This window comes from Microcoleus sp. EPA2, assembly GCA_020882975.1.
In the GTDB taxonomy this organism is placed as follows: domain Bacteria; phylum Cyanobacteriota; class Cyanobacteriia; order Cyanobacteriales; family Microcoleaceae; genus Microcoleus.
The window spans coordinates 26,431-42,012 of sequence record JAHRFD010000026.1; the positions used below are offsets into that span (position 1 = coordinate 26,431).

General features: G+C 45.0%; 10 protein-coding genes. 7 read left to right on the forward strand and 3 right to left on the reverse strand.

Annotation, left to right across the window (positions count from 1 at the left end):
• The first annotated feature begins 207 nt into the window (after positions 1-207).
• Positions 208-519 (forward strand): DUF6679 family protein, encoded by a 312-nt coding sequence (locus AAFP14_RS20325; protein ID WP_340522346.1) that lies wholly within the window; start codon positions 208-210, stop codon positions 517-519.
• A 99-nt stretch (positions 520-618) separates the two neighbouring features.
• On the opposite strand, the gene AAFP14_RS20330 is transcribed toward AAFP14_RS20325, so the two are convergent.
• Positions 619-2,259: an MBL fold metallo-hydrolase gene (locus AAFP14_RS20330; protein WP_341734084.1), complete on the reverse strand. Its 1,641-nt coding sequence runs from the start codon at positions 2,257-2,259 to the stop codon at positions 619-621.
• 306 nt (positions 2,260-2,565) lie between these two features.
• On the opposite strand from AAFP14_RS20330, the gene AAFP14_RS20335 reads away from it, so the two are divergent.
• The 5 genes from AAFP14_RS20335 to AAFP14_RS20355 all read left to right on the forward strand — a co-directional run bounded on the left by AAFP14_RS20335 (position 2,566) and on the right by AAFP14_RS20355 (position 10,895).
• The gene (locus tag AAFP14_RS20335; protein WP_341734021.1) at positions 2,566-3,759 is read left to right on the forward strand and encodes a glycosyltransferase family 2 protein; all 1,194 of its coding nucleotides are present in this window, start codon (positions 2,566-2,568) and stop codon (positions 3,757-3,759) included.
• Positions 3,760-3,839: 80 nt separating this feature from the next.
• Complete coding sequence (locus AAFP14_RS20340) at positions 3,840-5,186, forward strand: glycosyltransferase family 2 protein (RefSeq protein ID WP_341734022.1); 1,347 nt, start codon at positions 3,840-3,842, stop codon at positions 5,184-5,186.
• Between the two features lie 280 nt (positions 5,187-5,466).
• On the forward strand, positions 5,467-6,258 hold the full coding sequence (locus AAFP14_RS20345) for an ABC transporter permease (RefSeq protein ID WP_341734023.1): 792 nt from the start codon (positions 5,467-5,469) through the stop codon (positions 6,256-6,258).
• Positions 6,259-8,328 carry an ATP-binding cassette domain-containing protein gene (locus AAFP14_RS20350; protein WP_341734024.1) on the forward strand — a complete coding sequence of 690 codons (2,070 nt, stop codon included), beginning with the start codon at positions 6,259-6,261 and terminating at the stop codon, positions 8,326-8,328.
• 155 nt (positions 8,329-8,483) lie between these two features.
• The gene (locus AAFP14_RS20355; protein WP_341734025.1) at positions 8,484-10,895 is read left to right on the forward strand and encodes a sulfotransferase; all 2,412 of its coding nucleotides are present in this window, start codon (positions 8,484-8,486) and stop codon (positions 10,893-10,895) included.
• Positions 10,896-10,922: 27 nt separating this feature from the next.
• Here the strand turns inward: AAFP14_RS20355 and AAFP14_RS20360 are convergent, their stop codons facing one another.
• Positions 10,923-12,143, reverse strand: coding sequence for an NAD(P)/FAD-dependent oxidoreductase (locus AAFP14_RS20360; RefSeq protein ID WP_341734026.1), 1,221 nt, complete (start codon positions 12,141-12,143; stop codon positions 10,923-10,925).
• Between the two features lie 223 nt (positions 12,144-12,366).
• On the opposite strand from AAFP14_RS20360, the gene AAFP14_RS20365 reads away from it, so the two are divergent.
• Positions 12,367-13,134 carry a calcium-binding protein gene (locus AAFP14_RS20365; protein WP_341734027.1) on the forward strand — a complete coding sequence of 256 codons (768 nt, stop codon included), beginning with the start codon at positions 12,367-12,369 and terminating at the stop codon, positions 13,132-13,134.
• Positions 13,135-13,494: 360 nt separating this feature from the next.
• Here the strand turns inward: AAFP14_RS20365 and dxs are convergent, their stop codons facing one another.
• Positions 13,495-15,402: a 1-deoxy-D-xylulose-5-phosphate synthase gene (dxs, locus tag AAFP14_RS20370; protein ID WP_341734028.1), complete on the reverse strand. Its 1,908-nt coding sequence runs from the start codon at positions 15,400-15,402 to the stop codon at positions 13,495-13,497.
• Between the last annotated feature and the right edge of the window lie 180 nt (positions 15,403-15,582).

Here is a 15,582-nt window from a genome sequence, read left to right on the forward strand (position 1 = left end):
CCACAGCATAAACTGCGACAATATAAATGGCGTAGTAGGTAGATTTAGTGGTATGATTTAATTTGGTAATTCCCATCGGTTTCAAAGTTTTGGAAAACGTGAAACTGGCTAGTCTATCGGGCTGTGCCTTCCGATGTAAAGCTCAAAGTACGTTAATGTAAACAGGCAATCTTTTAAGCAAGTTACACTGCGCAGGAGAACTGACAAATGCTACAGCGCAAAATCTATCAACTCTGTTGTGATGGTCGTGAGGTTTCTATTTTTCTTCGAGATCAGCAACGTTGGATAGAGCGCGCTCGTATCCTAGATATTGAAGGGGATCTAGTCACGCTGCGCTACGAAACCGACGAAGAAGACGAACTCAGCTCTTGGGAAGAAATGGTGCGTCTAGAGAGTATTGGCTCGGTGTCCCAAAAATTGGCTTCGGTGTCGAGAATTAACTGCGAGCCCCTAGTTTCTGACGATTGTCCAGAAGCAGAACAAATTCGCAATCACTACCCAGACTCTAGTTTGGAATAGTTTTCAGATTCTGTCTAGGGAGCAAATCACACTGGGGAGATTAGAAAATAACTTTTCTCCCTTTTTTGCGCTGTGTTTCGGTTGTACTTGAATATCAAACTAGGGGCTGTCGGTTTCCTCCGAGGGGGAGAGTTCAGACTCTGGTATCGATTTAAACACGGGACAGTAGCCATCGGGAGTGACTTTGAATCCAAACAAAGGAGATAATTGACTCCAACAGCGCTGGCCGCGGTAGTGCTGGCAGTTGGCACAGCATTCGATGTTGATGATGCGAGTTCGATCGGTCCCTTGAAACAACAGTTCCCGTTGAGAAATCCCTCGCAGCACAAGTTCCTCCCCTTGCCATCGGGCTTCTACCAAACCGGTATCGGCAAAATTGACCCAGCGGGGATCGTCTGCAATCTGGTGTGGCAAATTAATCGCTACTTCCGTCCCCAAGTCACTGAGTTCTCCCTCATAATTAGTTTCCGGGATGGCCGGTTGCAAAAACATTTCGCCCAGGGGCAGATCTACAATAGTTCCCGTGGCTGGAGTGTGCAACTGGTAGCGGTTTCGCAACTCGTCCAAATTAGCCAAATCCGCCAAATAGGCGGGGGAACCGTGGATCAAAATTACGTGCTGCGGGCGTAAGTTGTGAATTAGCTGGGTAGTTCCGGGTCCGTCACAGTGTTCGGCTAACAAGTAAGTTTCGATCAGTCTGACTCCTGATTCCTGTCTGTCACCAACAGATTCTCTGATAGGATATCCGGGTTTTTGAGGTAGAAGTACAATCCAAGGATGGGTGCGATCGGCAACGTACAAATTCCAATCAGCAGTTTCATCAGTAATCACAATACAGGGGCCTTGGCCCAAAAATGGCTGCTGTTTGGGATCTCGTCGGCGCACGCGGGGTTTGACCCTTTCATCCCAAAATAAAGGTTGATGCAGAGCAAAATTTTGGACTGCTGTGGGAAATTGAGGTAGTAATTCCAAATAAGCGTCGCAGCCGTCAGCCACAGCGCCATCTACCCAGATATCTAAGTCGCGACCGGTAAAATAGTGGTGGCTGCGGAGTAGCATGAGTAGTTCTTGGCCCAAACCCAGTGCTGGGGTGGGCAACAGTACGGAATAGCCGTCGGCGATCGCGCGATGAATCCGTTCTGCTAACTGATTTTCTAGTTGTCGGCGGTGAGGGTGACGGGCAGTACCATAACTGCCTTCCAAAATTAGCACATCGGGTTTGAGTCCCCGGAGTTCTCCCAGGGGCAACCCTTCCACCAAACGAGAATTGGACAGAAAAAAATCACCGGTGTAAACGAGGGTGTAGGTGCGGTGGGGGGCAGCATAGGTGAGGATGGCAGTGGCCGCTCCGGGCAAATGGCCCGATGGGAATAACTGGACGGTGAGTCCCCGGCGCAGTTCCACGGGGGACTGCCAAGGCAGTGGCTGACAGAACTGCAAATCTGATGACTGGGCCTGTTGTAACCAGTTCAGGGGTAGCAGTTGGGTTGTGACTTCGCTGGCATAGATGGGTAACTGGGGGAAAGATTGGTGAAGTGCTAGTAAACCTCTGGCGTGGTCGGCATGGGCATGGGTACATATCACTAAATCGGCGGGATCTGGCCGATCGAGTTCTGCTGACAGCAGTGGGATATTTTCGACACCACAGTCGAGTAAAATCCGGTGCGGTCCCATTCGCACTAACAGACAGACGCCTTCATTAGCATGACCTGCGCCGTAAGGTAAACAATCGAGTTCCATCATTGCGGTGAGCTCCCTGCTTTGCGCGCAATTTGCCGTATCACCACATTTAAACTCTTGTTACGACTCCATTGAGCGATCGAGTGGAAATGTTTGCGATACAAATTCTGCCCTTAAGATTTGATGCTATCAAGGAAAGGGATCTTGCGAGTGATACATAATTGGTAGTTAATCAGGATTTATCAGAAAACTGGGTTGAAAACCCAGTCACTTCGGCGAAGCTGAACTCTTAACCGCAGTTTTGCATCTGGCTCGAATACACTGATGTTCGTTAGCATTTCTTAGCAAAAATCTATCGGATAACTCATGGCAACAGCTATTCTCGACCTTGAAATTTCTCAACTGCCGCCAGAAATAGTGTTTGAGAAACCCTACAGCCAAGCGCTGGTGTTAATTCGATCGCACGGAAATCCGATCGGCCAAGCAACTTTGCCAGTAGTCGGAGGTCGCATTGGCGGCGATGAATTACGGGAAACACTGACGCAGGCTGTGGGGAAAAACCTTGGAAAAAACTGGCTTTGGGATGCCTTAGCATGGGACGAACGGGGGCCTGTGCAGCCTGTGCCGATCGCCACCGTAGCGGTTTGCACGCGCGATCGCCCGGAAGATTTGCAGCGCACTCTTGAAGCATTGATGGGACTGCCCGATGATGGTCAGGAATACTTGGTAATTGACAACTGTCCCGCCACGGATAGTACCAGGGAACTGGTCAAAAATTACCCAAAAGTCCGCTATGTGCGGGAGGATGTACCGGGTTCCAGCGCGGCCCGCAATCGAGCTTTACGGGAAGCTAAACACGAATTCGTGGCGTTTACAGATGACGATGCGACTCCCGATCGGCACTGGTTGCGATCGCTCTTGCAAAATTTCAGTGACCCCAGAGTGATGTGCGTCACGGGCCTAGTGATGCCACTGGAACTGGAAACAGAAGCCCAAGAATGGTTTGAGCGCTACAGCCCCCACGGGCGGGGATTTGAGCGCCTAGTGTTTGATGGGGCCCACAGCAATCCTCTGGTTGTGCATCTGGTGGGGGTTTCAGCGAGTATGGCTGTGCGTTCAAGTTCGATGGAGTTTATCGGGCTGTTTGACGAAGCTTTGGGGGCCGGAACGCCGGCGGCTAGCGGGGAAGACTGCGAATTTTTTACCCGCATTTTGCGATCGGGCTACTGCATTGTCTACGAGCCCAGGGCCTTGAGTTGGCATCGCCATCGGCGCACTTGGGAAGAACTGCGGAATACTCTTGAAGGCTATGGAGTGGGAGTCTATGCTTTTTGGACGCAGATGATTTTGGTGCATCGAGAATTCGGCGTGATGCTGTTAGGCTTGTCATGGTTGTGCTACAAACAAATTCCTGAACTAATTGCTTCATTGCGAAAGCAACCGGATGCTGTTCCTAGTGATTTGCTGTTGGCTCAATTACGGGGCTGCATGAGGGGGCCGATGGCTTATTTTGCTTCTAGGAAGTGGTTGCAAAAAATCAAGGAAGAAATTATTAGTTAGTTATTTGTTAGTTGTTAGTTGTTGATTATAATAACCGATGCCCGATTCCCAATTCCCAATTCCCAATTCCCAATGTAAATATGGAAAACATAACATTTAGTATAGTTCTAATAACTCACAACCGCAGTTATTCGCTGCGCCGGGCTTTGGATGCTTTGCAATTACAGACTTATCCCTTAGAACTCATCGAAGTTAGGGTGGTTGCAGATAGCTGCATTGACGATACTTTAGCAATGTTAGAAGAGTACAAAGCTCCTTTTAAACTGCAAATAATTGAGGCAAATTGCCGCAGTGTGGGTATGTCTCGTAATGTGGGAGCAGCGGAGGCTACTGGACAAATGTTGCTGTTTCTCGATGATGATATAGAACCAACTCCCTGTTTAGTAGAAAACCATTTGCGAGTTCATCAAGAACATCCGGGCTGCGCTGCGATCGGTCCTTATCCACCAAAGTTACGCTCCAGGACTAAGTTTTTTGAGATAGAAGTGCGGACTTGGTGGGAGGAAAAATTTTACCAGATGAGCAAGCCCGATCACCGCTATAGTTATCAAGATTTGCTCTGTGGCAATCTTTCTATTGAGACTAAACTGTTTGCTAGCACCGCAGGTTTTGATTCTGCTTTCGGTCCTGGTACTGCTTATGAAGATTATGAATTCGCCTTGCGTCTGCTCAAGGCAAAAGTGCCTTTTGTGGCGGCACCGGATGCTGTTGGCTATCATTATGAACATGAAACTAATAATCTCGATCGCTCTTTTGGTCGTGCTCGTGCGGAAGGGCGATCGGATGTTTTGATCGGTGAGCGACACCCAGAAATCAAACCCTTTCTACACATCAAGGACTATGACACTCCTGATGCGTTGGTAGATAAAATTTTGGTGGCGATGGTGTTTCTATGGCCAGCCGGCTTAGATTTGTTGACTATCGGACTCAGAAAATCCCTTGACTGGCTGGAATACCTGGGGATGCGGGGTAGTTGGCGGTGGCTGCGGACGAGACTATTGGCTTACTCCTATTTGCGGGGGGTGATGGATAGTTTGCCAACGCGATCGGCTGTGGCGAGTTTTATGCAATCTGGAACGGCTAGCGCGGCTGTCAGGGCACAGGAAATTGAAATTGACTTGCAGGAAGGTTGGTTGGAGGCAGAGCGAATCATTGACGAAAAACGACCGGATGGGGTTCACCTGCGTTACGGTGAAATTCCGGTGGGTCACATCGCCCCGAAAGTTGGTATGGAACCACTACGAGGGGTTCACTTGCGTCCAATTTTGGCAAATACGATGGGGGAGGAATTGCTAGGGGCGATCGCCCTTAAGGGTATGCCGAAAAGTGCTACCCAGAATGAGTCTAGTTTAGTTGACAACCGCCTACTTCAACATCTACAGTTATCTATAGTATTGGACCCAAAAATCAGCGATCGTCCTTCCTAGAAAGCAGCTACAGGGAGAAACCTGGTTTGTGACGACAATATTATATTTAAATCTTTAATAATGGCAAAAACCAGATTGATTGCTTCCTCCTGCTTAATTCTTATGATTTTAACCAAGATGAATGGGTCGTTAAATAATTAGGAATCAACCATGGTAATTAGGGCACTAAAACTGATGGGAGTCGATTTTTTACAATCAAGGGCTGAGCCAGGAACTCAGGTGCAGCTTGAATGGGTGGAGACTACACAACCAGAACTTGAAATAATGGATGGGGTATGCTGTGAAAAATAGGGTAAATGTGGGGTACATTCGCAAAATCATTCATTTCTTTGATTTGCTGCGGGTGTTGGTCGATCGAGATATGAAATTACTTTACAAGCGATCGTCTTTAGGTATTGCTTGGACTTTAATCAGTCCGCTGTTACAGTTAGCTGTATTTTCCTTTGTGTTTCGCTCCGTAATACCGATTAATGTTTCTAAGTTCTCTTCGTTTGCGTTCAGCGGTTTGTTAATATGGACTTGGAGTCAGACAGCGCTATTCAAATCGACGGCACTCATTACCAACAACCGCGCTTTAATTAGACAGCCAAATTTTCCCACAGAAATTTTACCATTGGTGACAACAACCACGGGGTTAATTCACTTTTTGCTGGCGCTACCAGTGCTAATTATTTTTCTGGCTGTGGATGGCGTGCGGCCTAGTTATGTACTGCTGATTTTACCGCTATTGATGTTGATTCAGTTTATTTTGACCGTGAGTTTTGCTTATCCACTAGCTGCGTTGAATGTCACTTTTCGTGATACTCAACACACTTTGGGTGTGCTGTTACAGATGTTTTTTTACCTGACTCCGATTTTTTACGACCTCAGCAGCGTCCCGGAATCCTATCGGGGATTGTATCAGTTAAATCCCATGGTACCTCTGATGCAAGCTTACCGCGATGTACTGTTGAGAGGTATTCAGCCGGATTGGCTAGCACTGTTTATTGTCAGCGCTGTTGTGGCTGCTCTTTTTCCGATCGGGTTGGGGATTTTTCGACGCCAAAGCAATCGTTTTGTGGAGGAATTGTAAATGCGTCCAGCTATTGTTGTTAAGGGTTTGGGGAAACGTTTTAACCGCTACAGTGCCGATCGACCTTTTACTATTATGGAGGCCGCTTTGTGGGGATGGTGGCGGATGAAACCCCAGGCTCATTTTTGGGCGCTGCGTGATGTGAGTTTTACGGTTTCTCCTGGGGAAATGCTGGGAATTATTGGCAAAAATGGGGCCGGAAAATCGACCCTATTACAACTTGTGGGCGGTATTGGCTGCGCTGAGGAAGGGACTATTGAGGTTAATGGCAGAATTGGTGGTTTGTTGGATTTGGGTGCGGGTTTTCATTTGGATTTAACTGGTAGAGAAAATGTGTTTGTGGGGGCGGTGGTGGCTGGTTTGACTCACAGAGAAGCGGGGCGTCGGTTTGATGATATTGTTGAATTTGCGGAGTTGGAAAAGTTTATTGATAGCCCCATGCGGACTTACAGTACGGGGATGCAAATGCGGCTGGCTTTTTCGGTGGCGGTTCACACCGATCCAGAAGTGCTTTTAGTAGATGAACATTTGTCGGTTGGGGATGTGGCTTTTCAAACTAAATGTTTGAATAAGATTAATGATTTTAAGAGTCAAGGTTGTGCAATTGTTTTGATTTCTCACATGGCTGAGCAAATTCAGAAAATGTGCGATCGCGCTTTGTGGTTGCGATCGGGTACAATCATGGCTTACGGGCAGACTGAAGCCGTAATCAGTCAGTATTTGGGGGAAATGGGTTCGGAAACTGAAATACTTAATCCTCTGATTGTTCCTCAAGTAACAACGGTTGGTACACAGCAAGTTAGTCAAAATCGCTTTGGTTATTTAGGTATCAAAATTACTGAGGTAAAAGTGTTACCGGATGGCGAAATTGAGAGTGGAAATCCTGTAACTATTGAGATTGATTATGCGGTGGAAAAGTCAATTTCTGGTGTGATATTTGGGGTGACAATTAGCCGGAAAGACGGTCAAGTTTGTTTCGATATTAAGACAAATAAAATCGGTCAATTGCTACCGCTGGCTCCTGGTAGTGGTAAAATTAGGCTGTATTTAGATAGATTAGATTTGGGGAATGGTCAATATTATGTAAATGTTGGGGTTTATGAAAAAACCTTGGCTTATATTTATGATTATCGCCATCATGTTACTCCGTTGTATGTGCGATCGCCTTTACGTCAAAACACGATTCTTTGTCCTCCTTACCGCTGGGAGTTGGATGGTCAAATCGAGAGTGCCCAATTACCAAATCAAGTTGACAAAACTCACCCGATTAATAAAAACAATCCCAATTATGCGACAATTTTGACTCAGGTGAAACAGCAGAGTAGGCCTAATTTTTTACTGGTGGGTTCTCAACAATGCGGTATTGAGGGTTTGTATCGATATCTGGAAAATTCCTTGCAAATTATTCAAGCAGGTGCTAGAAAAGTTCACTTTTTTGACTTAAATTACGATCGCGGTGTCGAGTGGTATAGCCAGCAGTTGACTCTGGGTGTGGCGGGAGATACAGTGCTGCGCTGGGAGATGACTCCTGAGTATATGGATCATCCTTTGGTAGCCCAACGGGTTTATAAGTGTTTCCCCGATGTGAAATTAATTATGATGCTCAGAAATCCAGTGCAAAGAGCATGGATGCACTATAATTTGGAAGTGGCGATGGGTTGTGAAGAGTTCGATGTTACCAAGGCGATCGCTTCTGAGTGCGATCGGCTAGCAGGTGAAATTGAAAAAATGCGCTCTACTCCAAATTACCACAGTTTTAATCACCAGCACTACTCCTATTTGTCGCGGGGTATTTATGTGGAACAAATCAAGAATTGGCTCGACTATTTCCCACGGGAACAATTGTTGATTTTGAAAACCGAAGATTTTCAAGCAAATTCCGATCGCGTGTTGTCTGAAGTGGGTAATTTCTTGGATTTTAGCGCTAGTGCTGGGGAGGAATTTGAGATTAATAGTGTTGAGAATGATAGTAAAATGCCAGAAGCGATCGAGCAAAAGTTAATCGCTTATTTTGAACCTTATAATCGGCAACTTTCTGATTTATTGAAGGAGGATTTTAGTTGGAGTTAGGGAAAGATTTTTTTACCACAGAGAGCGCAGAGAGCGCAGAGAGTGCTGAAAAAAATATGAATTATACCTCTTTCTTTTCTTCCTCTGTGCCCTCTGCGCTCTAGTAAGGTGAATTCAAAAAAATCTTATTCAGCAACAATTTATCAAGTATCAACATGAAACGGATATTTTTAGTGGGTGCTCCCCGAAGCGGTACGACACTGCTTCAGAGTTTGTTAGCTGCTCATCCTGAAATTATTTCTTTTCCCGAATCTAAGTTTTTTCAGTATTTACTGTATAATAAGTTTGTTAAAAAGTTTCCCGCTAGACTCTCAGCTTTTTTTAAGGATGAAATTAATCGTCCTGAGTTTTTACAGGATTTTGATAACAGCCAATCTACGGATGTTAAAGTGAGTTGGTTTGTCGGTGTTTTAGATGGTTTGGCTGCGGAAAAGCAGAAAAGTATTTGGTTGGAAAAAACACCGGAACATCTATATTTTATTAAAGATATAGAACGCTTTTTACCTGATGCTAAGTTTATCTATATCTGGCGCAATCCTATGGATACCATAGCTTCTCTTTATGAAGTTACTAGGATTTCCCCGGAATTGTGGGGCGATGGCTGGGATTTAGACCATTGTATTAAACGTTGGCAAGAGGGGGTGTTAACTAGCTACAGTCATGTTCACAAGTCTAATCATAAACTGGTGAAATATGAGAATTTGTTAGAGGATAAAACTAAATTTTTAGCGGAGATATGTGATTTTCTTGAAATTGATTATGATAGTAAAATGCTGGTAAATTATAAAGCCAAAGCTGCTAATTTAAGTTTGAATTTACCTTGGCATACGGGACTTGCAAGAGATATTGAAAGCAGTAAAGTTTATAAATATCATAGTTGTTTTAAAAGCCGGGAAATTCAATATATTTTAGATAAAATCAAGGGTGTAAATTCGGAAATTGCCGCGCGGGTTAAGGTGGAGGTGACTGAACCTATTTCAGATATTGAGATTCCGCACATATTCGATCGCCTTTACTGCACTGTCCAACTAGAAGGTGTTAAACTTGGAGTTGTTGAATTGCCAGTATGTGACGGGATGGTGGCTGGCGCGGTTTTGGCAGATGCGATCGCAGCTAAGTTTGCTTGGCCAATTCTGCAACGCTTTTTTCAATATAGAACCTGGGAAAGTATACGTCATTTATCGGAAAGTTCTCTGAGTAAATTGCATCGAAAAATTGAAGGGAAGGATTTTTTACAGGAAATATGGGATGGTTGTGATGATGATTCTAATCCTCAGTTAAGGAGAAATGAATTATCAATTATTAGTCATAGTCAAGACTTGATTGTGGTGGAAATTAGCGAAGAATTGCCCAATATTCAAGTTGATTTTTCGGAAATTGATGTGTTGGTGAAAGTCGGCGGTGTTCCGATTGGGATTGTCACAGTTGCGGTTGAAGATAATTTGGTTTCTGCGGAAAAAGTGCGATCGGCAATTATTCAAAATACCAATTTTGAATTGTGTGTGGCTGCGGTGCGGGAGGCTTTGTTGGGAAGACCGCTAGACGGTAAGATGTCGCTACGATCGCATTTAGCCTTGTCTGCTCAAAAAATGGCGAATGCCTCCAACAGCTTGAATGCAGGGGTTTCTGGCGGTATTTACCCACGGGATGCGGTGATATTTGGCAGGCATCAGGGGGCGATCGGAACCAGTGTTAGTCGTCGGGCTACACTACCAGTGGCGGCGCTGCGGGAATTAGCAGAAGTGGCGGAAATTTCCGGGGAAAAGATAATTCCCATATTTCTAGCAAACGACTTTCCCAAACAAATAATTTACGCACCGGAAATCCTCGATCAAAATCCCGGCGATGGAGAAGTTTCTAAATCAGTTAAATCTCAATTTTTTAACAATAAGACTGTTACTCAACAACTGCCAATTTTTGCATACCGCCAGATTTCTCCCGACGGTTTCAATGCAGTGACTCCCCAGGGTTTTGCACAACAGTTGCAGAGGCTTAAAAAGCAAGGCTATTATAGTGTGAGTTGGGAAAATTGGCAAAGTGCAAAACTCACTAAAACTGCTTTACCTGGTAAACCTATGTTGCTGACTTTTGACGGTGGTTATCTCGACTTTTTGGAATATGCTTTCCCTCTGCTACAACAGTTTGACTTTACTGCAACGGTGTTTGTAGTAGCAGAGTCCATCGGTAAGACAAATAGTTGGGAAAAAGCAGATTCGCCAGCAGTCCAATTAATGGGATGGCCGGAAATTAGACAACTGCGGGATGCTGGGATAGAGATTGGTTCCATGTCTGCTACTTATCAACCTCTGACTGGTTTGTCGCCCACAGAAATTGTGCGGGAAGCGGCAAAATCTCGTGCTATTTTGGAAGGCGGATTGGGGAAATATGTTAAATGTTTTGCTTATCCCTACGGGAGTGTGGATCAAATTGTAGAGCATTTAATAGGAGCTATAGGCTATACTTTTGGTGTAGGTTACGGCTCAAGATTTAGTAGTTTTGCCGATTCTTTATTGTCGCTTCCTCGGATGCAAGTTACCGCCGCTAATTGGGGAAAATTAGGTGGCTAACACAAATTCCTAATCTTAATCGGGGTTTCAACCGCCGAGACGCTGAATAAAACCCTTTATTTTCCTTTTTAAATAACCAGCCAGTCCTCTAGAAATTATCTCAAATTTATAATCAAAGATAATGTTCATCACTTCTTCAGTTTTCATGTACTTCAAATAAGAAATTATTTTGTCAGTTAGTACATCATTCACATCATCGATATACTTTCTGACAGCCAATCTTTCCGAAATATGCCATTTTTTATCAAACTTGCGGTGCATTTCTCTTTCATAATCCCGAAAACTTGAAATTTGGCCGTCCAAATATTTTGCCATATATTTAGCTGCTATTTCTGCACCATCCATCCCGTGTCTAATTCCTTCGCCGCCGAGAAAGTTAACCGTAGAAACAGCATCGCCGATCGCAATTATATTATCCTGATAATAAATATCCTTCAAACCCTGACTGTATTTCAGTGTGGAACCATGTTTGTCAATAATTTGATAATTTTTCGACTTCAGATACTCATCAATCAGTAAATCTATATATTTTTTCAGCGGTGACAAATGCTTAACTGTTTTGGGATCTAAAAAAATCCTAGCAGTACCAACTTTCAGCCGATTTGGTTCCATGGGAAAAATCCAAGCATAACCTTTGGGCATCCATTTATCGCCCAAAAAAAAGATTAAATTCCCATCGTATTTATTGTAAATTTCTGGTTCTACTTCAATTAGATATTCGATGCCGGTTCCAGATAAAAAATCGGGTTTATTATTCTCTTTTTCATACATAATCGCCCTAGCAAAACCCGTCGCATCAACCAAGACTTTAGTGCTAACTTGGATGAGTTTACCATCGGATAGCTGTTTAAATTCGACGATGGTTTCGCCGTTGGCTTGTGAGTGTTTGATGTAGCGATAACCAAGCCAAACTTCACTTCCATGTTGCTGAACTTCGGTGGCGAGAAACTCTCTAAATTTAGCAAAGTTTAACACTACTCCCAAGCTTTTAGGAGATTCCCAAGTTTGACTGACTTTGCTAGTTTGAATCGTAATTTTTTGCCAAAAACTGCCGATTACCGATTCGGGTAAATCAAATTTTGAGAGGGTTTCTAGAGGCGTAGCGGCGCTAGAAAAGTCATTTTTATTAAAATTCTCGTTTTGCTCTACAAGTAAGACTGGGCGACCGGATTTGGCGAGAATTCTAGCACAGTGGCCGCCTGCGGGGCCTGCTCCTACTATTACGATGTCAAAGCTTTTTAAATTCATCTTGCTTTCAATTAGCTTCCAATGTCAAAACACCAACCCACACGATCGCTAAATTATCCTTGAATCATGTTGAGTTGAGATAAGTCATTCCGTGGTTGTGAAATCTTTTGTCAATCCAATCATACCACAAAGTGTGGCTGGCACGTTCTCAGGCAACTCTTGACGCTGCTTCGTGTCATATGTTAGCGTATCTTTCGTAAATTGCATTTTTTCGATATCGATCGTGGCAAACACTTTTAACTTAACTAACAATGCTGATAATTTTACAATCGCTCCTGGTTTGATGGCTCAGTTTCCTGGAGGTGTTTTAGGATTAGGAAGCAATGATACCATTGTGGGTTCGATTGAGAATGATATCGCCAATGGCAATGATGGTGGAGATATTTTATTCGGGAAAGATGGGAATGACAACTTGCAAGGCGGTAAAGGCGATGATGATTTATACGGTGAAGGTGGCAGAGACATTTTGACTGGTGGTTCTGATGATGATTATATCGTAGGTGGTGACGGAGATGATGTCTTGAATGGCGGCCGAGGTGATGATTTATTAGAGGGAGGTGCGGGTAACGATACTCTCAGTGGCGATCGGGGTTACACTTATTACAGAGGCGGAACGGGTAGCGATGTGTTTGTGCTGAGAACGGATGTTGTGGCAGAAGATCCAAGGCGTAACTCTAACCGTAGTTTTAGTGGTTCGGCATGGGATGCTATTCTAGACTTTGAAAGGTCGGTCGATCGCATTGGTTTGACTGGCGGTTTAACTGAGGCAAATATTACACTTATTCCCTTTTCTTTCGCGCTATCGAGTGTTATTTTCGTTTCAGGGAGGTTTCCTCGAGAAGGCAAAATTTCAGCCGCCGATACAGATGTAGATAAAAATGGCCGTTATGACGGTACTACGATTCAAATTGCTGCCACAGGTCAAATTTTAGGTAGAGTGCTGAATGTGATACCATCTGACTTGCGGGGTCGTTTTATTACACTCTCGTAACCTGAAAGCGATAGTCTTTCTTGTTTGTATCAAAGTCTAGATCCCCCCCTAGCCCCCAGGGCTGTTTCATTCTCTTGTAGGGGCAGCCCCCCGTGGCTGCCCCAATCTCTGAAATGACGGAAAATGGTTGGTGGGGGGGGTAGGCACGCACCATCCACTACCCCTACAAACCCCTCGTTTTTTGGAGAATGAAACAGCCCTGCCCTAGCCCCCCTTCTTAAGGGGGGGACAAGATTCTTCTCAAAGTCCCCCTTATTAAGGGGGATGCGCGGGGGATCTAGACTAGACTAAAAGCGAGATTTATTATGCGCTTCAGTCTTAAGTTGTCGCTAATGGGCAGAGCCTGGTAACGAGTAAGAATTAGACGCTAACAGGTGACTGTTTGCGGCTGTATGTTGCCAAGATACGATCGCACATTTGCGATGGAGTTAAACCCAAAGTTGCAAAGGATTGTTCCGGCGTTGCGTGATCTACCAATGTATCAGGTACGCCCAAGCGCATTACTGGCACAACCACGTTATTATCTAGCAAAGCTTCGGCCACTGCTGAACCGAAACCGCCCATCAAACAGCCTTCTTCCATGGTGACAACTTTGCCAATTCGCTGGGCTAAAGGCAAGATTAATTCGGTGTCTAAAGGCTTGACAAAACGCGCATTAATCACAGTTGCTTCGATGCCGTGTTCGCTCAACATCTCGGCGGTTTGCATTGCTGGATACACCATGGAACCGTAACCTAATATCAGCACGTCGTCCCCGTTGCGCAGGATTTCCGCTTTGCCGATCGGCAATTCTTCCCAACCTTCTTCCATCAATGGTACGCCGTAACCGTTGCCGCGCGGGTAACGCATGGCGATCGGACCGCTGGTATGGTTGACTCCCGTGACTACCATCCGCTGCAATTCTGCCTCGTCTTTTGGCGCCATAATTGTCATATTCGGCAGACACCGCAAGAAGGAAATGTCGTACATTCCTTGGTGAGTCGGGCCGTCTGCACCGACGATTCCGGCTCGATCTAAGCAGAAGAAAACAGGCAAATTTTGGATGCAAACATCGTGAACGATTTGGTCGTATCCACGCTGTAAAAATGTCGAATAAATTGCCACTACCGGGCGCATTTTTTCGCACGCTAAACCAGCCGCTAAAGTGACGGCGTGCTGTTCGGCAATGCCGACATCAATGTACTGTTTAGGCAGTTTTTCCTGAAGTTTATCTAAGCCAGTTCCCGTTGCCATGGCGGCGGTAATGCCAACAACTTTGGGATTATTTTCTGCTAGTTTAACTAGACAGTGGGCAAAAACTTTTGAGTAAGCTGGAGGCTTGGGTTTGGTGGAAGGAATGCCTTTACCTGTGGCTAAGTTAAAGGGATTTTGGGCGTGATATCCTACTTGGTCTTTTTCGGCGATCGCATATCCTTTGCCCTTCACCGTTACAACATGAACTAACACCGGCCCTTGGATGGTATGACCTTGTTTGAAAGTGGCAATTAACTCTTCCAAATTGTGTCCGTCTACTGGCCCCATGTAGGTAAAGCCTAATTCTTCAATGACGGCTCCAACTTTAGACACGGCTAACCGTTTCATCCCTTCTTTGAGGCGTTCCATTTCAGGAGTAAATGTTTCGCCCACAAACGGAATTTGTTTGAATTGTTCCTCTAAGTTATCTTTGAGAAATTGCACCGGCTGGGAGAGTCGCATCTTGTTCAAATAGCGAGTAATGGCGCCGACATTGGGGGAGATTGACATCTCGTTGTCGTTGAGCACTACCATCACATTAGTTTTCGGCATATGACCTGCGTGGTTAATCGCTTCGAGTGCCATACCCCCTGTCAGGGCTCCGTCGCCGATGACTGCTACTGTTTTAAAGTTTTCACCTTTGAGATCCCGCGCCATTGCCATTCCCAGAGCTGCGGAAATGCTTGTAGAAGCGTGGCCGGCACCAAAATGGTCAAATTTGCTCTCGCAACGCTTGAGATAGCCTGCAACGCCGTCTTTTTGGCGCAGGGTATGGAATTGGTTGTAGCGGCCGGTGATTAGTTTGTGTGGGTAAGCTTGGTGGCCGACATCCCAGGTTACTTTGTCGCGATCGAGGTCTAGTGTCTGGTAGAGTGCTAAAGTCAGTTCGACTACGCCCAATCCGGGGCCGAGGTGCCCGCCACTGGCTGCTACAGTTTCTAAATGCTTTTCTCGAATTTGTCTGGCAATTTGTTCGAGTTGATGAATGGACAAGCCATGTAATTGGTTTGGGTGAGTCAGTTCGCTCAGATGCATATTTTAAAATCTTGCTCCTGTGAATCAGGACGAATCCTTAACAGCTATAGGTTGAGCCTGCGACGCTTGGGACGTGCAGGTTAGAATAGTTTAACGGTTATTTGCAAAAAACAGTGAAGTGTAACAATTTTATTGTTTCTTAATTGGGAATTGTAGTAAATAAATATTAAATAATTGACA